The sequence below is a fragment of the Deinococcus sp. YIM 77859 genome (assembly GCF_000745175.1).
GTDB lineage: Bacteria > Deinococcota > Deinococci > Deinococcales > Deinococcaceae > Deinococcus.
The window spans coordinates 1-17,484 of record NZ_JQNI01000004.1; the positions used below are offsets into that span (position 1 = coordinate 1).

Here is a 17,484-nt window from a genome sequence, read left to right on the forward strand (position 1 = left end):
TCACCGAGTGCTCCGTGCACCGGCGGCGTCGCCATAAAGGTCATGTCCGGGCAGAGGTTGTACGCCCCGCGTTTGCAGTAGGCGCAGCGGCGGCAGGGCAAGCCGGGTTCCAGCGCGACCCGGTCGCCCACCTGGAGCCGGGTGACACGCCTCCCCACCGCGTCGACCACACCCATGACCTCATGGCCGAGGATAAGCGGCGCTTCCACCACAAACGGGCCGATCCTCCCGTGGGTGTAGTAGTGCACGTCGCTTCCGCACACGCCGACCCGCCGCACCCGCACCCGCACCTCGTGCGGCCCGGGGGCACCGACCGCCCGCGTCTCCCAGCGCAGGTCACGCGGGCCATGCAGCACGCTCGTGCGCGAGGAGACGAACGCAGCTTCTGAAGTCGTCACGGTTCACCCTTTCTGTGGAGCGGCCGAGCTCACCACACCGTGTAGCCGCCGTCCACCACCAAGGTCTGTCCAGTCACAAAACTGGCTGCGTCGCTGGCGAGATACAGCACGGCGGGCGCGATCTCGCGCGGCTCGGCCAGGCGGCCAAGCGGCGTCTCCTTGAGCCAGGTCTCACGCCACGCGGGCGTCTCCAGGCCGCGCTTGGTCAGCGGCGTCGCCGTGTAGCCGGGCGCCACCGCATTCACCCGCACGCCCCGCCCCGCCCACTCGCCCGCCAGCGAGCGGGTGAGGTGAATCACGGCGGCCTTGCTCGCGTTGTAGGCCGCCTGGGGCTGCGGATGGTTGCTGATCAGGCCGCTCATGCTCGCCGTGCTGACGATGCTTCCCCGACCCCGCGCGAGCATCTGGCGCCCGAACGCCCGGCAGCACCAGAACACGCCGTCCAGGTTCACGCTCAGCACCGCCCGCCACTCCTCGTCGGGTGTGTCCTCTGCCGGAGTGTTGCGGACAATGCCCGCGTTGTTCACCAAGACGTCCACCTCGGGGAGGCGCTGGGCCAGGGCCTCGACCGCCTCCGGGTCACTCACGTTCAGCGCCTCAAAGGCGGCGCCCAGCTCGCGGGCCGCCTCCGCGCCCGCATCCGGATTGAGGTCCGCAAGGGTGACCCGCGCCCCGGCCTGGGCCAGGCCCCGCGCGATCTCAAAGCCGATGCCCTGCGCGCCGCCGGTCACCAGGGCGTGCCGGCCGTCCAAGCGGAACAGGTCGAGGATGGAGCGGTCATGGGTGGTCATGGAACCTCCTGGGAGAGAGTGGGTGGGGGAGAGGTCACTCGGCGGGCACGTCCCCCGGCGTCATCAACACCTTTTGTGCGCCCGCCAGCCCGGGATGGGCCTTGAGGTTGAGCGCTTCCCCTACCCGCGTCAGCGGCAGGCGGTGGGTGATCAGCGGCTCGACCTTGACCCGCCCGGCGCGCAGCCAGTCGAGCGCGAGCGGCACCGTCTGGTTCAGCGCAAAGGAGCCCAATACGCTCAGGTCCCGCTGGAAGAGGGTGTAGGGGCTGAGGGCCACCGTGGCTTCTTCGGGGGCGACCCCAAACACCAGGACCTGTCCCCCGACGGCCGTCAGGTCAGGCAGCGCCTGCACAACGGTGGGCACACCGGTCGCCTCGGCCGTCACGTCAAAGCCGTGGGGGTGCTTGTCCAGCAGTTCGGTGCTCAGCTCCGCGTGGGGCCGCAGCGTCGCGCTGGCCCCCAGCGCCCGCGCGAGGTCAAGCCGGTCCTGCACCGGGTCGACCACCGTCACGCTCGCGCAGCCGCTGGCGAGCAGGCCCTGCATCAGCAGCAGTCCGATCGCGCCGGCACCAAAAAGCAGCGCGCTCGCGCCGGGCGGCGGGCGCAGCCGCTTCATGCCCCAGGCCACGCAGCCCAGCGGTTCGGCAAAGGACGCCTGGTCCGCCGTCAGGCCCTGCGCCGGGTAGACGTTGGTGGCCGGGCAGACGGTGTAGCGCGCAAAGCCGCCAGGCCGCGTGACCCCCAGGGCCTCGTGGTGCGCGCAGTGCTGAAAGAGACCGCGTTGGCAGGCGTGGCACTGACCGCACCACAGGTTGGGGTCCACGGCCACCAGGTCGCCTTCCCGCACGTTGCGGACGCCGGGGCCCACCTCATCCACCCAACCGCTGATCTCATGGCCGGGCACCAGGGGAAAGCGGGCACCGAAGTGACCGTGCAGCAGGTGCAGGTCCGTGCCGCATACGCCGGTGCCGTGGACGCGGATGCGCACCTCGCCGGGGCCGGGATGCGGCGCCGGAAGCTCGCGCACCTCGACCTGACCGGGTGCCGTGATGACAGCGGCCGGCATCATTTCGGCAGAGCGCGTCATTTCACCGCTCCGAAGCTCAGACCGCGCACGAGCTGACGCTGGGCCAGCCAGCCGAAGATCAGCACCGGCAGCACGGTGAGGGTGGCGGCGGCACTCATCTGCGCCCAAAAAAGGCCCTCTGAGGTCTTGAACGAGCCGATAAACACGCTCAGGGGGGCCGCGTCCGCACTCGTCAGATTGATGGCGAAAAACACCTCATTCCAGGCAAAGATCAGGGCCAGCAGCGCGGTGGCGGCGACGCCCGGCATGGAGAGCGGCAGGGCGATGCGGAAAAACTCCTGGCTGACACTGGCGCCGTCCACCTTGGCGGCCTCGTAGATCGCAAAGGGAATTTCGGACATATAGGAGTGCATCATCCACACCACCAGCGGCAGGTTCATGGTCGTGTACATCAGGATCAGGCCGCCCAGGGTGTCCAGCAGCCCCAGGTTGCGAAACAGCAAAAACAGCGGCACGATGACGCCCACCGCGGGCATCATCCTCGTGGAGAGCATCCAGGTCAGGGTGCCGTGCGCCCGCCGGGTGGGATACACCGCGAGCGCAAAGGCGGCGGGCAGCCCCAGCACAAAGGCGAGCAGCGTGCTGCCCAGGGCGGCGATCAGGCTGTTTTTGAGCGCCGGAAAGTACGCGGGCAGGGCCTTTTGAAAGTTTTCTAGGGTAGGCGTAAACCGGAACACCGGCGGCGTGGCAAACGCCTGCGCCTCGGTCTTCAAGGCGGCCAGCAGCATCCACACCAGCGGGAACAGAAAGGCGAGCGCGATCAGGTAGGTGAGCACCGTCAGCAGGATGGGGCGGACCCGGAGGCGCGAGGTCAGGGGGGTGGACGACGTGGTCATGCGTGGGCCCTCCCGCCGGAGCTGCGGCTGATCATCCGCAGCAGGTAGACGGCCAGAATATTCGTCAGAATCACCGTGATGACGCCTGCCGCACTCGCCAGGCCGATGTTGTACTCGGCAAAGGCCTTTTGGTAGATGAAGTACGGCAGGTTGGTGGTGGCGATGCCGGGGCCGCCGCTTGTCGAGCCGTAGATCTCGCCGTAGACCTGAAGCAGGGCGATGGTCTCCATCAGCACGACCACCTGGATGGCTTGGGTCCAGTGCGGCAGCACGATATGCCGGAACTCTTGCAGCGGACCCGCGCCGTCGAGCCGCGCCGCCTCGAGCTGATCATCCGGCAGGCTTTGCAGGCCGGTGAGCAGGATCAGCATGGCAAAGGGCGTCCATTCCCAGGTGATCATGGCGATCAGGCTGGCCATCGGATACTGCGCCAGCCAGTCCACCGGCGTCCCGCCCAACCGGGTGACCAGCCAGGAGAAGAAGCCGAACACCGGGTTGAGCAGCATGTTCTTCCAGACCACGGCGGTGACCACCGGCATCACCAAAAAGGAACTGATCAGCAGGGTGCGCAGCAGTGCCCGCCCCACGAAGGGCCGGTGAAGGAGCAGGGCCAGCGCACCGCCGATCACCAGGGTCAGGAGGAGGGTGCCTCCCGCCAGCACCACCGTATTCACCAGGATGTGCACATTCTGCGGATCGGTGAGCAGAGCGGCGTAGTTGGCCAGGCCGACAAAGGGCCGACTGGTGGGATCAACCAGGTTGTACCGAAAAAACGAGTAGTACACCGTCATGAAAAACGGCACCTGGGTGGTCAGGATCAGGTACAGCAGCGCGGGCCAGACGAGCGCGGCGGGGGTGAGGCGGACGCCGCGCTTGGGGGCGGGCGGCACGCGGGTCGCGGTGGTGGGAGGAGCAGCCGTCGTCATGGCATCACCTGTAGGGGAACGTCAGGCTTACTTCTGGTATCCGCCTTCCTTGGCAACGCGCGTGGCGGCTGCCTGGGCCTGCTGTAGGGCCTGGTCGATGCTCGTCTGACCACTCAGGGCGCCGGCAAGGTACTGGCCCACCTGGGTGCCTAGCGCCTGGAACTGCGGAATGCCCACAAACTGGATCCCGGTGTAGGGCACGGGGTCCTTGGTGGGGCGGGTGGGATCTGCCCGGCGAATGGCGTTGAGCACCAGGCTGGCAAAGTCCCCGGCGGCCTTTTTGTAGTTGGGGTTGGCGTAGGTGCTGCTGCGGGTGCCGGGGGGAACGGCGGCCCAGGTGCCCTTTTCGCGCGCCACCAGGGCGATGTAGTCCTTGGAGGTCGCCCAGGTGATGAACTTGAAGGCGGCGTCCTCCTTTTTGGTGCTCTTGGGAATGGCCAGGCTCCACGACCACAGCCAGTTGCTGCCGCGCGGGGTGCCGGGCCCTACGGGCGCGTTGGCAAAGCCCACCGCGTTCACGATCTTGCTGGAGGCGGGATCCTTGAGGAAACCGGCGGCGACCGTCGCATCCACCCACATCCCGCACTTGCCCTGGCTCATCAGGGTGAGGTTTTCCGTGAAGCCGTTGCTCGTCGCACCGGGAGGGCCGTACTTCTTGAGCAGGTTCACGTAAAAGGTCATCGCGTTTTTCCAGGCCGGGGTGTTGAGCTGTGCCTGCCAGTTGGGATCGTACCAGCGGCCGCCAAAGGTATTGACCATCGTGCCGAAAAGCGCCATGTTCTCACCCCAGCCGGGCAGACCGCGCAGACAGACGCCATACACGCCCTGAGCGGGATTATGAATCTTGGCGGCAAAGGTCTGGATCTGCTGCCAGGTGGGCTGGGCGGGCATGGTGAGCCCCGCTTTCTTGAAGAGATCCTTGTTGTAGTACGTCATGCTGGACTCGGCATAGAACGGCAGAGCGTAGAGCTGACCGTTGTACGACAGGCCCTTGCGCACGGGCTCCAGCACGTCCGCGAGGTCATAGCTCCGGGCGATGGCCGGATTCTTGCCGAACAGGGGGTTGAGGGGGTCCAACCAGCCGTTCTTGGCCCAGATGGGCACCTCATAGGTCCCGACGGTCGCCACATCAAAGCTCCCCGCATTGCTCGCTACGTCCAACGTGACCTTTTGGCGCAGCTCGTTTTCGGGCAACACCACCCACTTCACGTTGATGTCCGGGTATTTCTTTGTGAATTCCGGCGTGAGTTTCTGCATCGTGACCATGTCCGGGTTGTTGACCGTGGCGATGGTAATGGTGGTGGCAGCCTGAGCACTGGCACCCAGCGCAAGGCCAAGCAGAACAAGCTTTTTCATGACAAAACCTCCTGAAACCGCCCCGCGGCAGGACGAAGAAAGGGCGAGCGACCCGAACGCCAGGACACGCACAGCCTCAACTGCAGGGATAACCCCCAGTTCCCAAGAAATGGTCTCGTGGCCATCATTGAAACACAGCGCCGAACCTTCGTCTAGTCTTTGGCATTGAACTCGGTACAGACAGTGGCCTCGTGGCCAGCCGGATGGACCGCCGCCTTCTCTGATGTACCGGCAGGTTCTAGAATGCGCCCGTGGCCACGATCCAAGACGTTGCGCGGCTTGCGGGCGTCTCGCCCACCACAGCCAAACGCGCCCTGCGCGAGCCTGACAAACTCACCCCCGAAACGCTGGCCCGGGTGCAGCAGGCGATCACCCAGCTCGGCTACGAACCCGACCAACGCGCCGGGAGCCTGCGCGGCGGCCAGAGCCGCACGGTCGGGCTGGTGGTGGCCAGCATTGTCGAGCCGTTTTTTGCGCAGTTTGCCCGTGCCGCGGCCCGCACCCTACAGGCGGCCGGCTACACCCTCATCATCAGCGAGAACGAGTACAGCGCGCGCCTGGAACGCCAGGAACTCAGCCGCCTGTACGGGCAGCGGGTCGCGGCGATTCTGCTGCGACCCGGCTACGGCCCAGAGAGCCGGGAGTACCTGCACCGCCTGCGCGAACGCGGCCTGTTTCTTCTGGAGTACGACTACCGGCCTCCCGACTCGTCTTTTCCGAGCGTTGTTCTGGACAACGCGGCGTGCATGCGCGAGGCGGTGGCCTACTTGCATGGTCTGGGGCATACCCGCATCGCTGCCCTGGGCACCTATGACCCGCAGGTGCACCCCGAGGAGCGTTCGCGCACCTTTCCCCAGGCCATGCGCGAGCGCGGCCTGAGCGTGCCGCCCGCCTACCAGCGGGTGACCCTGCTCACCGAGGACACCGCCTATACCCTCACCCACGAGCTGCTGGGGTTGCCCGAGCCGCCCACGGCCCTGATCGCGCTGACCGGAACGCAGGCCATCGGGGCATTTCGGGCCATTCGGGAACGGGGACTGCGCCTGCCACAGGACCTCTCGCTCCTCACCTTTGACAACTACCCCTGGACGGCGCTCGTTGATCCTCCGGTGACCGTGATGGAGCAGCCGGTGGTGGCCATGGCCGAGACGGCGGCGAAGGCCGTGTTGCGAGCGCTCGCCGGGGAAGAAGTTCACCCTGCCCATCAGGTGCTTCCCGGCCGCCTGATCGTCCGCAGCAGTTGCGCGCCGCCCCCGGTGCTCACCCTGCGGTAGTCCGGCGGCCGCAGCGAAGGCGTTGGCCGTGTCTCTCGTTGGGGTCGTCCAGTGTTCAGGAGCACTCCAGAACGCACAGCACCCCGGTGTCCGTCCCAACCACCGCATGCGTGCCGGATGGGGTGAGCGCCAAGGCAGTGGGCCGGGTGTTCATCTGGGCGGCAACACGCGGCCCTGACGCGCGGACCTCGACAAGCTCACCGCCCGCGCTGACGGCCAGCACGGTTCGCCCGTCACTGCTGGCCGTCAGCGCTGTGACCGAATCCGGCAGTGACCAGCTCGCTCCGCCCAGGGCCTGTAGCCTGCGCCCCTGGGCCGCGACCGGGGTGTCATCCGGCAAGGCGACGAGGGCACGGGGAACGCCGCCGAGGGTGGCGAGGCGCTCGAGGTCTCCGCTGTGCGCGTCAAGCCACCACAGGCCACCGTCCGCCGTGCCCACGTACGCTCCCCAGCGCTGCACGCTCGCCGCGAGGCCGGTGATCCAGTGAGGCAGCGGCCGCGTTTGCCCCAGCGAACGAAGCGCCTCGAGGTCCCACAGGGCGAGTGTGTTCGCCGCGGTCCACGCGAGCGCCCGTGCCGCGCCGGGAAGCACCACGAGCTGATGAATGCCCTCAGGGGCGGCGGCGGTGCGGGTGACGTCCCCCCACACCATCACGCCGCCGCCCGAGTCGGTGAGTACGAAGCGTTCACCGGCGGCCTGCACTGACGTGGGCCGCCCGCGCGTGAACGAGGACGAATCGAGCGGCTCAAGCCTCGGGGACCAGCGACACGCCCGTAGGTCTGCGCCGATGGTGACGATCTCACCGCGAGGGTTCACGGCGACACCCAGAACTGGCCCCGAGTGCGCGCGGACCGTCCGGCTGGAGGGCGTGACCGGCGCGGCGGCGGCGGACGTGAAGAGCGCGAGCAGGGCCGCCCCGTCCCGGGGGCGCTCGTCGGGCCGCAGGGCCAGCGCGCGCGTCACCGCGCGTGTCAGGAGGTCCGGCGTGCCCGTGGGGAGGCTCGGCAGCGCTTCTCCCAGGGCGCGCTCAACGGCCGTGGGGGGCGGGCGGCGGGTGAGGGCGAACAGCGCGAGCGCCCCAAGCGCGTACACGTCCCCGCTGGACGTGATGGGACGGCCCCCGAGCACTTCCGGCGCCTGGAAGCGCTCGGGGGCGGTGAGGCCCGGCCAGGGCGGCGTGAGGGTGTACGCGCCGTCCCGAACGAGCACGCGTTCGGGCGCCAAGGCACCGTCAACCTCACCTTTGCCGTGCGCGAAGGCCAGGGCGCCAGCCAGCGAGCGCACGAGGGCCAGGCCCGCCGCGGGCTCGAGCGCCTGCGCCCTCAGCACCCGCGCGAGCGGCACTCCGCTGTGGGTGTCCAGCGCCGCGTAGGCGGTGCCGTGCTGTTCGAAGGCGTCCAGCACCCGCTGCCGCCCCTCGTGCGGCTCGTCACGCCAGGCCTCAGCGACGTGCCAGAAGCGCTCGCGCTCGCGCGCAAAGCCCTCATGCTCGTCCGGCACGACCAGCGTGCCAACCCGCCGGAACCGAGGAGGCAGGAACTCACGCAGGATGACGGCCTCCTGGCGATCCTCGTCGAACGCCAGGTACGTGATGCTCGCCTCGTCACGCGCGAGGGCGCGCTCTGTTCGGTAGCGCAAGGCGAGCTTCGTGCCGGGCGGCAAGGCGGCCAGGACCGCGCCGCACGCGCGGCAGGTGAACGCGCCGGGCTCGTTGTGCTGGGCACACTCGGGGCAGCTCAACGCCCGGACCCTCCGTCTGCCGCCTGACCCGCGTACTCCAGCACGACCTCGATGCGCGCCTGCGCGGGGTCATCGGGCGCGAGGTGAGCAAGGGGGTCCTGGCCGCCCCGACCGGCGGTCGTGAGAAACCAGGGCGCGACCTTGCCTTCATTCACGAGGAGCCGGGCGACCGCGGCGGCTCGGTTGGTGGCTTCCTCCCAGCGGTCGTTCCGGGTGGTGCGCACCGTGTGCCCCTCGATGCGGATGCGGCGCCACTTGTCCTGGTTTTCCCGCAGGACCCGCGCGAAGCGCAGGAGGGTCGCGCGGCCGTCCGGGGTGAGTTCCGCCGTGTTCGGCGTAAAGAGCTGCGCGGTTCGGAAGCGCCAGCGCTGCGTTCCGGGCGGGTCATTCTTGCCGGGCGTGAGGATCGGCCGACGCGCGGGCTCGACGAGGCGCCTGAGGGACGCCTCAAAGGCCTGCTGGGCTTCCTTGTAGCGCACGTCCTCCCAGCTGACGCGGCCGATCGCGGTGAGGGCCCCGACGAAGAACACCATCACCAGCACGACGTTTAGGGCAGTGTCCGCGACGGCGATGTACGGGTTGACGTCCTCACGGGCACGGTGGGCGCGGCGGAGCGTCACGCGGGACTCGCCTCCGTCCCTTCGCCCTCACGCCACGCGCGACCGGCGAGGTGCTCGGCGGTTGGCAGGCGCCGCAGGACGCCGAGCGCCTCTTGCCCGAGGGCCTGCAGCGCGCTCAGCTGCGCGACGGCGGTCCCCACCTGCGAGAGGGTGCCCTCGAGGTCCTGATGCTGCAGGAGCCGCGTGAGCTGCTCGTGGGCTTTCGTGAGACCCTCAACGTGCCGGGTCAGTTCGGCGAGGGCGCCGCGCGTGTGGCCGCCCTCCTGCGTGAAGGCGTGCGTCACCCGCTGAAGTTGTTCGGTGGCGGCCTCGAGCGCTTCTACGACGTGAGTGGTGGAGCGCTCCGCGGCGGCCGTCTGGGCCTTCAAGACCGACTCCACGGCCTGCGACACGCCACCCGGCAGGGCGTCCAGATACCGGGTGAATTGCTCGAGCTGCGCGGCGACGGCGTTGGCCTGGTCGGCGTAGTGACTCAAAACCTCCCGCAGACCGCCGCGCAGTCCATCAAAGCCCTGCTGCACGCTGCTTGTGATGCCGTGGGCGCCCATCACAAAGCGTTCCGCGCCGTCTTGAACCTGCTTGGCGGTGTCGTCGAGCTTGCGGGCCGTGCCGTGCAGTTCGCTCAGAACGCTCACGCCGGTCGCCTCGAAGGCCTGGCGGATGGCGTTCAGCTGGCCGCGTTCCATCTCTGAGTGCTGGGTGAGCTGGCGCATGCTCGCGTCGAACATCTCCTGGAGTTGCGCTTGGGCGTTGCGGAGCTCCTGGTGGTACTGGCCGAGGTCCCGGGCGACGCCTTGAAGTCGGTCGGAGCTGGCCTTGACGGCGCTCGCGGAGGCCTCCATGCTCGTCCCGATGCGCTGCGAGGTGTCCCGCAGGCTGTCGAGGCTCTGCTTCATCACCTGCCCCGCCTCGCTCAGTACGGCCTTGAACTCGTGGCTCGTTTCCGCCATAAGCTGCTGCGTGCGTTCTGCGGCAGCCTGACCGGCCTCGACCGTTCGCTGCGCGGACGTCACGACGTCCTGAAGGCTCTGCAGCTGCTGTTCCGTCGAGGCGGGGTACACGAGCGGCGCGTAGTCGAGCGCGAGCGTCTCGAGTTGCGCTTCAAGCGCGTCGAGTTCACGCAGGGACAACGTCAGCTTGGCCTGCACCGCGAGGGCCCCCAGCACACCCCAAAAGGTCCCGGCGAACGCGCCGCGCAGCTCATTGAGGGTGCGCCCCAGGCTGTCACTCACGAGCGCTGGGCTGGCGGCCTTGAGGGCGCTCTGAATCTGCGGGGCCATCTGGGTGAGGGTGAAGCCGAGCCCGACGACGGTGCCGACCAGGCCGAGCAGCAGCAGGGCATTCGGCCAGGCGCGCAGCGGCGTTAGCCGCGTGGACACGGCGCTTTGCGCATGGGCAACCTGGACGTCGAGCGACGCATTTGCGAGGCCCTTGTGGCGCAGCATCCCGCGGATGAGCTGGCCCGCGGCGCTGTGCTGCTGCGCTGCGGACAACTTGTTCAGCGCGCTGACGTCCTGAAAGTCCGCGAGGTGGGCCGCGATGGACTTCGCGCTGTCGCGCTCTGCGCGCACCTGCGCCCGTGCACGCACCACCTGAGTGAAGGCGAGCACGGCGAGTACGGCGAGTACGGCAAGCACGCCCTTTACCACGGGGTTGGGCGGGAAGATGATGCTAAAGAAGGTATCCATGTCGCCCCTCTCAGTTCTGCGTGGACGCCGAGGACCTCACGGCAGAACGGCCCAGCGGCGGACCCCAGTAGTGGGCTTCGTTGATGAAGCACCGCCAGCCGTTGCGGGCGGCGTCGCGCTCGTCCTTGCCGATGAAGCCCCCGCAGTTCGGGTGGTCACAGTAGTACCCGTCCTGGGGCGCGACGCCCCACTGCGCCCGGTCGCCCTTGTTCTTCCAGAGCCGCGCGAGTTGCGCGCCGTCCACGCCCATCTCGCTGATGTACGCGGCGAGCAGGGCGGGCTGCTGGGAGGCGTAGCGCATCAATTGCTCGCCCGCCCATAGCTCGTTCTTCCAGCCCTCGATGGGCACCGCGTGATAGCGCTCGTGAAAGGCCCGCAGGCGCCGCATGAGGTCTTGAATGAAGGCGCGGCTGGCGTCCTCGGGGGACAGGCCGGGCTTCTGCCAGTGCATTCGGATGCGGTCCAGCAGCACCTCCAGCGCGCCCTGCAGGCTCATGCCGTCGAGGTCCCGCTCGCCTTTCGCGAGGAGGCGCGCGGCGTGCGTGAGGTTCATGGGGAGGCGGCGGGTGGGGCGGTCACCGAAGGCGCGCGCTTCCCAGGGCATCACCAGGCCCCGCTCGAAGCGCAGTTCGTCGAGAAGCACACCGAGCACGAGGGCCTGCTCGGCTTCCGCGTGCCGGTACTCCTCGGCGGCGCTCAGGCCGTACCAGTTGACGTCCCTGCGGGTGTGGAAGGTAGGGAAGTCCCCACATTCCGCTTCGGCGAGGCCGCCGCGGCCGAGCACGTCCGGCAGGGCGCGCAGCGGGAAACGGTAGCGCTCCACGAGGAACAGCACCCGCGTCGGGTCGGGGCTGTCCTTGACGTTCGTGCTACCCTGCGCGAAGCTGCCGGACACCAGGTGGCGGAACTCGTCCTTGCGGGCGTCGCTCGTGCCGCGCGGCAGCAGCAGGTACTGGTCGATCTTGACGGGGCTGCGGTTGCCTTTCTTCGCGGCTTCCGGGTCGAACGCGAGGAACGGTTCGGCGCGGCCCGCGGCGGACTTCACGCGCGCGTCGATGCTCTCGCCACCCTGCCTGAGCTTCTCGAGGCGCTCCACGACGTTCTCGGTCGCGAGGAACTCGAAGGGACCGCGCGCCACGCTCGTGAGGCGGTCCAGCTGCGCTTGCGGGATGATCAGCTCGGCTTTCGGGTCGTAGTCCGCGCTGACCCACGTCTCCTCCTTCACGTGTTCGTCCGGGGCGATCGCGTCGGGCAGCTCGGCCCACGCGGCGATGATGTCCGCGTGCAGCCGCGCCTGAACGTTCTCAGGCGTTTCGTAGACGTCGCGCGCCGCGTGCTGGATGCCGCGCTCGAACTCGCGCTGAACGGTGGTGTTCACCTCGAAGAGCGGCAGGCCGTTCACGGGCGGCACGGTTTCCGCCAGGGTCCGGTAGCGCTGGAATAGGCGCGTGCGAAGGTGCGTGACGCGCCCGTCGAGCTTGCGGAGCCGCGTGGCAGACCTCAGCAGGAGCCGCCGCAGCATCTCCACGATGCCGAGGTCCTCGGTGAGGCGCAGCCGGTGGGTGCGCAGCACGAAGTACACATTCGCCTCGACTTGCACGCGGGCGTACTCGCGCAGCGCTTCCCGCAGGTCGCGGCGTGCCGCGTCGATGGCGGCGCGGTTGGGCCTCAGGAGGGAGCGCTGCGCCAGCGCGTTCCTGAGGCGCGTGACGCCGTCCTCAACCCGCCGCCAGGACTCCGCGATGTCGGCTTGAGCGCCGCGGGCGTTCTCTTCCGCCGCCTGCTCGAGCTGACCGAGGTAGGAGAGCAGCTGGTTGAGTTCCTCGTGCAGCACGGCGGGTCCAAGCGCGCGGTCCTGCAGGGCTTCGCGGACGCGAGCGCGGAACTCGGCGTAGGCTTCGCGCACGATGACGTTGCGGCGCTCGCGCAGGGACGCGGTGAGCGCCCCGCCTTCCTGCACCTGCTGGCGCAGTTCTTGCAGCATTCGCGCGAGCTTGCCGAAGTCCGGTTTCTGGGCCTCGAGTTCACGCAGCGCCTCGCGCACCTCGTCCTCACGCCATTCCTCCTGCGTCTTGCCGAGCAGGCGCGTGACGAGCCGCTCGTAATCCACGCCGAGGCGCGCCGTGAGGTCCTGCGCCACGCCGGGCTTCGCGCTCTGCCACTGCTGCAGGGCCTCGCTGAGCAGCTTCTTCGTGCAGGCTTCCATGACGTGCGCCGCCGGGAACTCGATGGCACTCAACCCGAAGGTGTTGAAGATGTGCGCCTGGTGGTCACGGTCCGGCATGGGGGCGTTCACCGCCTGCGCGGCCGTGTCCATCTCCGGATTCATGGTGAGGAGCAGCACGCGGTCCGCGATGAGTTGCGGCAGCGCCAGGAAGGACGTGCGGGTCGGCTCGGCGGGCGCGAGCAGGTACGGCATGTCGTACGGGTACCGGGTGAACGTCGCCTCGCTTCCGTCCGGGTAACGCACGGGCGGCACGTCGTCGTGCGTGGCCTGCGCGAGGTGGTTGAGTTCCAGCAGGGCGTGGTAGGCGTTCTTCTTCAATCTGTCGGCGTTCGAGTCGATGGTGTGGCTCAGGCCACGGTGCGGCAGGATGAAGAACGCGAGGGTGGATTCCTCGTCCTTCATCAGGGTGCGCAGGAAGTACCCGAAGTCCGGCGCGAGCCCGCTGCCGGTCCCGCCCGCCAGCGTGCCGACCACCACGACACGCACGTGCCCGCCCTCAGCGAATTCGACCGTGGGGTCACTGCCGTCGCGCAGCGGCCCGCGCTTGTGTGTCGCCTCGGCGGCACTCAGGGCCCGCAGCGTGGAGAGATGATCGAGGAGGCGGTTTTTGACGCGCTTGAAGTTGTGCTCCAGCAAGAAGGCCAGCCGCCCGCCCATGCGGATGTTGCTCACACCCGCCTCCGGGTCGGCGATCTTGCGCAGCGTTTCCGTGTCGGCCCACTCGCTCAGCCTGATGGTCGTGAACGTTTCGGGGTGCTGCACGACCTGCTGGTGTGTGCGGCTGTCAAAGCCGATCGCGATGAAGTCGCTGCGCTCGCGAAGCGGGGTGGGTTCGTTGTGGTTCGTGTCGATCGCGAGGAAGCGCACCCAGGGGGCGCGGTCGAGCGACCCAAGTTCCCACTCCAGGCGCGAGACGAGGTGGTTGCAGGTCTGGGTGCCGGTGCTGCCCAGACCAATCACGAGGGTCTTGGTGACGGTCATGCTGGTCATGCGCTGTGCTCCTTCGCGTCGAGCGGTGAGATGGCGAGCTTGACTTCCGCGGCGTACGGGCGGGGCGGCAGGTTCGGGCGGGACTGGCGTCCGGTGACGCGCAGGCGGTACTCGGCGGTGCTGAGCGGCAAGACGTTGCCGTCCGGAAGGTTGCTGATCGTCGCGCCGTTTTCCGCGCGGACGCTGAGGCCGCGCCCGTCCCGCGTGATGGTGAGGATGCGGTCGCCAGGCAGGTCGGATGTGTCGAGCACAACGTCACGGGCGCTGTCCTGCGCGGCCGGGTAGCCTCTGCCACAGACGTTCACGACGGTTTCCCCGTGCGGCACGTTGGTCGTGAAGCTTCGCCCGCCGACCGTGACCTGCCAGGCGCCCTTGCCCGCTGCGCGGCCCATCCTGGGGGATTGGGGGGCGCGCGGCGTTCGCGGTCGCCTGACCCACCAAAGGGCAGCGGCGAGCGCCACCACAGCGAGCACGCCGATCAGCAGCGGCCACAGCGGGCGCGGGGATGAGGGCGATGGGGGAGGAGTGCCCCGCAGAAGGTGGGCGCGGGTGCCGCCCGCGAGCGGCACGTTCTGGAAGGTTTTCGGGACGAACACGACGGCGTCGAGGGTGCGCTCCCGGCCGCTGGTGGCTTCTACGAAGGCGAGGGGGACGCTGGCGCCGCTGGGATTGCGGGCAGGCAGGCGCGTAAAGGTCTTGAGGAGCGCCTGGTAACGCGCGTCGCCCTCCCCGATGGGCTTCTGGGTGCTGCTGGCGACGCTAAAGGCGGTGTTCGTGAGGAGAACAATGACGGCGTTTGTCGTGTTGGGAAGGTCCTGGGCGATTTCGACAGCGGCGCGCTCGGTGTCGTGCCCGCCGCCGGAGCCGAGGCGAGTGGAGCGTGGCCAGAGGCGGTTGACGTCGTTCCGGGCGGCGTTCGTGGCGGGCACGCGGTAAGGGTTGAGCGTCGCGCTCGCGTGCGGGTAGACTCCCATTTCCCAGGCGTACGCGCGGACCTCGTCACCGGGTGCGAGGTGCTCGGTGACAAGCTGCGTTGCGATAGCCCGGGCGGCTTCGGCTCGCCCGGGGTCGCTGGCGAAGTGCCCGGTGCTGAAGCCGAACGCGAGCTGCAGCCGGGAGCGCTCGAGGTCCCCGCCCGCCTGCGTGACCGCGGCCTGGACGCTTTGGAAGAGGGTGTCGGCCGCGTGCTCCGCGCTCGCCGGGTCGATGCGAACGGTCTGGGTCTGCGCATGCCCGGCGCTGAGGTGCACGGCGGTGAGGAGGGCGCAAGCGCGCAGAAGGGTTCGCGGGTGGTGCGGTGTGTTCATGCGCATAACTCCGAGGCGTGGCCGCTTTGTGCATGGAGGCACTGAGCCGAAGGACGTGCTGTGAAGGGGGATGTTCCACGCAAGGTGCTCTTTACCTTACTGCTTTCTCACATTTGTCATATGTTCTCATTCTTCTTCGCTGTAGAAGACGCCTTCAGGGCCACCTCAGATGTTACTCATTCTTCCGGCCGCCGCGTGCTTATTTGCCGCGCCCTTCAGGCCACGCTCGGCCGCAGGGCGGGTGCGGGGTGCTGTCGCGCCCGCCTGCCGTCACGGCACGTCAGTACATGACGCCCCCACCGTGCACGCTGTAGGCACGATCAGCCCCGAGAGGAGGACGTATGAAGACGTTGTTCCTGACCAACCACGCCACCAAGCGGTACATCGAACGCTTCGCCGGCAACCTCAGCCCCAGGGAAGCCAAAGCGCGCCTCGAGCGCCTCGTCCGCTTCCGCCGCGTGATCCCGGGCGGCGCGCGCCTCTATTCCCTCGGGCTGCCCGGGGCACGGTGCTGGTGGCCGCGGCAGGGAATGACGGGGGGCGCGCTGCGACTCGCTCACCTGCCAACTGTGCGGGCGTCGTGGCCGTGACGGCATTGACCGCTCAGTTACAGGTCGCTTCATATGCCAACACGGGGACGAGTGTGGCAGTGGCCGCGCCAGGTGGCGACGCAAGGGACGGTATTGACCTGGGGTTCGGCACGAGCGCGTCAGGCACGAGTTACGCCGCGCCGCTGGTGGCGGGTGCGGTCAGCCGGGCACTGGCCCTGCATCCGGGCTGGTCGTCGGAGGCCCTGCGCGATCAGGTGCGCCGGTCGGCCCGGCCCCTCGCGCAGGCGGCGTGTCCTGGAGGGGGGTGCGGAGCGGGTCTGCTCCAGGTGGACCGCCTGCTGCGGCGGGACATGTGACTCGGAGGCACGACGGAGGTGAGGTGAGCGGCCGATTCAGCCGAGTCCCGTATAGGACTTATGGTCAACTCAAGGTCCAAGTAGGGTATACCCCAGCCCCTCAGTACCTGACAGGTTGAGGGAAGTGTCGACCAGGACGCAGAACAGCAGGACGAGGGGCGGCAAATGGAGGTGTGATTCAGCCCAGTGCCGCCCTGTCGCATGTGGACACCTTCGCCGCGTACCTCAAGGAACGGCTGCCTCATCACCGCTCGGACTCCCTCCGTCGGCTGACCGAGGTGCTGTTCGGCATCCTTCAGGCTGAATCCACGTTGCACCGCAAGATTGCGCAGCACATCGACCGTGCTGCCTCACCCACCTCCATCACCCGGATGGTGGCGCGGACCTTCCACGAGACGAACCTCACGCCGCAGGACGTCCAAGACGTCCTGCTCCCGCTGCTTCCTCCTGGGAAGCTGACCTTCGTGCTGGACCGGACGAACTGGAAGCTCGACGTTGCGGACCTCAATCTCCTGGTGCTGGGGGTCGCCCTCGGTGACGTGGTGCTACCCCTGACCTGGCAGGTGTTGCCGCATGGTCGAGGGGCGACGCTTCGCGCGACCCGATGGGCGGCAACAGTGACCTGCGGGGCCGGATGCTGCTGGTCGGGCTGCTCCTGAAGCGTCTCCCGGCCCGGCGCTGGGCCGTCCTGATTGCCGACCGGGAGTTTATCGGGCAGGAATGGTTCAGCTTCTTAAGGGGCCGCAAGATCAAGCGGTGCATTCGGATTCGGGACGATACGCTGCTGGACGACGAACCCGCGCGGAACGCCTTCCAGAATCTGAAACCGGGTGAGGTTCGGGGCGTGCTCGAGCGCGTCTGGGTCTATGGCAGCTTCATGCAGGTGGTGGCGACGCTCTCCCCGCAGGGAGAGCGCGTCCTGATCGCTTCTGACCTGTCTCTCTGGAATACCCTCACGACCTACCGCCGTAGGTGGGGGATCGAGTGCACCTTTTGCGCGATGAAGACGCGAGGTCTGAACCTCGAACAGACTCATATGACCCAGCCGGACCGCCTTTCGCGCCTCTTTGGCCTGCTCAGCCTGGCGCTCGCCTGGATGGTTCGCGTTGGGGCATGGCGGGCTCAGCAGCAGCCCATCCCTGTGAAGAAGCACGGTCGCCCGGCCTGGAGCCGGGCGAGACACGGGCATGACCTGCTCTGCACTGCCCTGCGCTGGGGAAAAACCACGTTCTACACGTACTTTGAACTGCTTAAATCGCCTTTTCCCGCTCCTGGACAGCAAAAATCACAACCTGTCAGGTACTGAGGGAGGTGACCATCTGATAACCAAGGTTGT

At 68.3% G+C, this 17,484-nt stretch carries 14 protein-coding genes and 1 pseudogene; 4 read left to right on the forward strand and 11 right to left on the reverse strand.

Annotated features, from left to right (window positions below):
• The 6 genes from EI73_RS13175 to EI73_RS13200 all read right to left on the reverse strand — a co-directional run.
• Positions 1-398: alcohol dehydrogenase catalytic domain-containing protein (locus tag EI73_RS13175; protein WP_034389031.1), on the reverse strand; the 398-nt coding region annotated here is incomplete at its 3' end.
• Positions 399-427: 29 nt separating this feature from the next.
• Complete coding sequence (locus EI73_RS13180; RefSeq protein ID WP_034388432.1) at positions 428-1,189, reverse strand: SDR family NAD(P)-dependent oxidoreductase; 762 nt, start codon at positions 1,187-1,189, stop codon at positions 428-430.
• Positions 1,190-1,223: 34 nt separating this feature from the next.
• A complete protein-coding gene (locus EI73_RS13185; RefSeq protein ID WP_197050780.1) occupies positions 1,224-2,276 on the reverse strand; it encodes a zinc-dependent alcohol dehydrogenase family protein in 1,053 nt (350 codons plus the stop codon).
• Positions 2,273-3,112: a carbohydrate ABC transporter permease gene (locus EI73_RS13190; RefSeq protein WP_051935609.1), complete on the reverse strand. Its 840-nt coding sequence runs from the start codon at positions 3,110-3,112 to the stop codon at positions 2,273-2,275. Before EI73_RS13190 ends, EI73_RS13185 begins: the two co-directional genes overlap by 4 nt.
• Positions 3,109-4,038 carry a carbohydrate ABC transporter permease gene (locus EI73_RS13195; protein WP_034388434.1) on the reverse strand — a complete coding sequence of 310 codons (930 nt, stop codon included), beginning with the start codon at positions 4,036-4,038 and terminating at the stop codon, positions 3,109-3,111. The genes EI73_RS13190 and EI73_RS13195 overlap by 4 nt, the downstream gene beginning before the upstream one ends.
• Positions 4,039-4,065: 27 nt before the next feature.
• Positions 4,066-5,394: a sugar ABC transporter substrate-binding protein gene (locus EI73_RS13200; RefSeq protein WP_034388436.1), complete on the reverse strand. Its 1,329-nt coding sequence runs from the start codon at positions 5,392-5,394 to the stop codon at positions 4,066-4,068.
• A gap of 251 nt (positions 5,395-5,645) precedes the next feature.
• Between EI73_RS13200 and EI73_RS13205 the strand changes: the two genes are divergently transcribed.
• Positions 5,646-6,668 carry a LacI family DNA-binding transcriptional regulator gene (locus tag EI73_RS13205; protein ID WP_034388438.1) on the forward strand — a complete coding sequence of 341 codons (1,023 nt, stop codon included), beginning with the start codon at positions 5,646-5,648 and terminating at the stop codon, positions 6,666-6,668.
• Between the two features lie 55 nt (positions 6,669-6,723).
• On the opposite strand, the gene EI73_RS13210 is transcribed toward EI73_RS13205, so the two are convergent.
• Genes EI73_RS13210 through EI73_RS13230 form a run of 5 tightly spaced genes read right to left on the reverse strand, consistent with a single transcriptional unit; the run spans position 6,724 to position 15,241 of the window.
• Positions 6,724-8,409, reverse strand: a complete 1,686-nt coding sequence (locus EI73_RS13210; protein ID WP_034388440.1) for a hypothetical protein — start codon at positions 8,407-8,409, stop codon at positions 6,724-6,726.
• Positions 8,406-9,029 (reverse strand): OmpA family protein, encoded by a 624-nt coding sequence (locus tag EI73_RS13215; protein ID WP_034388442.1) that lies wholly within the window; start codon positions 9,027-9,029, stop codon positions 8,406-8,408. The genes EI73_RS13210 and EI73_RS13215 overlap by 4 nt, the downstream gene beginning before the upstream one ends.
• Positions 9,026-10,717 carry a hypothetical protein gene (locus EI73_RS13220; protein ID WP_034388444.1) on the reverse strand — a complete coding sequence of 564 codons (1,692 nt, stop codon included), beginning with the start codon at positions 10,715-10,717 and terminating at the stop codon, positions 9,026-9,028. The genes EI73_RS13215 and EI73_RS13220 overlap by 4 nt, the downstream gene beginning before the upstream one ends.
• Positions 10,718-10,727: 10 nt before the next feature.
• On the reverse strand, positions 10,728-13,934 hold the full coding sequence (locus EI73_RS13225) for a tubulin-like doman-containing protein (RefSeq protein ID WP_034388446.1): 3,207 nt from the start codon (positions 13,932-13,934) through the stop codon (positions 10,728-10,730).
• Positions 13,931-15,241, reverse strand: coding sequence for a hypothetical protein (locus EI73_RS13230; RefSeq protein ID WP_156103596.1), 1,311 nt, complete (start codon positions 15,239-15,241; stop codon positions 13,931-13,933). The genes EI73_RS13225 and EI73_RS13230 overlap by 4 nt, the downstream gene beginning before the upstream one ends.
• Before the next feature lie 341 nt (positions 15,242-15,582).
• Between EI73_RS13230 and EI73_RS16560 the strand changes: the two genes are divergently transcribed.
• From EI73_RS16560 to EI73_RS13240, 3 genes and pseudogenes are all read left to right on the forward strand, one after another.
• Positions 15,583-15,831, forward strand: a complete 249-nt coding sequence (locus EI73_RS16560; RefSeq protein ID WP_051935610.1) for a hypothetical protein — start codon at positions 15,583-15,585, stop codon at positions 15,829-15,831.
• On the forward strand, positions 15,756-16,148 hold the full coding sequence (locus EI73_RS16565) for a S8 family serine peptidase (RefSeq protein WP_197050781.1): 393 nt from the start codon (positions 15,756-15,758) through the stop codon (positions 16,146-16,148). Before EI73_RS16560 ends, EI73_RS16565 begins: the two co-directional genes overlap by 76 nt.
• 278 nt (positions 16,149-16,426) lie before the next feature.
• Positions 16,427-17,454: pseudogene (locus EI73_RS13240) on the forward strand (transposase).
• Positions 17,455-17,484 lie beyond the last annotated feature (30 nt).

What these genes read in the sequence shown, in the direction of transcription:
- EI73_RS13220 (WP_034388444.1), bottom strand. Translation starts at nt 10,717, where the DNA reads ATGGATACCTTCTTTAGCATCATCTTCCCGCCCAACCCCGTGGTAAAG.
- EI73_RS13230 (WP_156103596.1), bottom strand. Translation starts at nt 15,241, where the DNA reads ATGAACACACCGCACCACCCGCGAACCCTTCTGCGCGCTTGCGCCCTC.
- EI73_RS16560 (WP_051935610.1), top strand. Translation starts at nt 15,583, where the DNA reads ATGAAGACGTTGTTCCTGACCAACCACGCCACCAAGCGGTACATCGAA.
- EI73_RS13225 (WP_034388446.1), bottom strand. Translation starts at nt 13,934, where the DNA reads ATGACCAGCATGACCGTCACCAAGACCCTCGTGATTGGTCTGGGCAGC.
- EI73_RS13190 (WP_051935609.1), bottom strand. Translation starts at nt 3,112, where the DNA reads ATGACCACGTCGTCCACCCCCCTGACCTCGCGCCTCCGGGTCCGCCCC.
- EI73_RS13195 (WP_034388434.1), bottom strand. Translation starts at nt 4,038, where the DNA reads ATGACGACGGCTGCTCCTCCCACCACCGCGACCCGCGTGCCGCCCGCC.
- EI73_RS13180 (WP_034388432.1), bottom strand. Translation starts at nt 1,189, where the DNA reads ATGACCACCCATGACCGCTCCATCCTCGACCTGTTCCGCTTGGACGGC.
- EI73_RS13200 (WP_034388436.1), bottom strand. Translation starts at nt 5,394, where the DNA reads ATGAAAAAGCTTGTTCTGCTTGGCCTTGCGCTGGGTGCCAGTGCTCAG.
- EI73_RS13185 (WP_197050780.1), bottom strand. Translation starts at nt 2,276, where the DNA reads ATGACGCGCTCTGCCGAAATGATGCCGGCCGCTGTCATCACGGCACCC.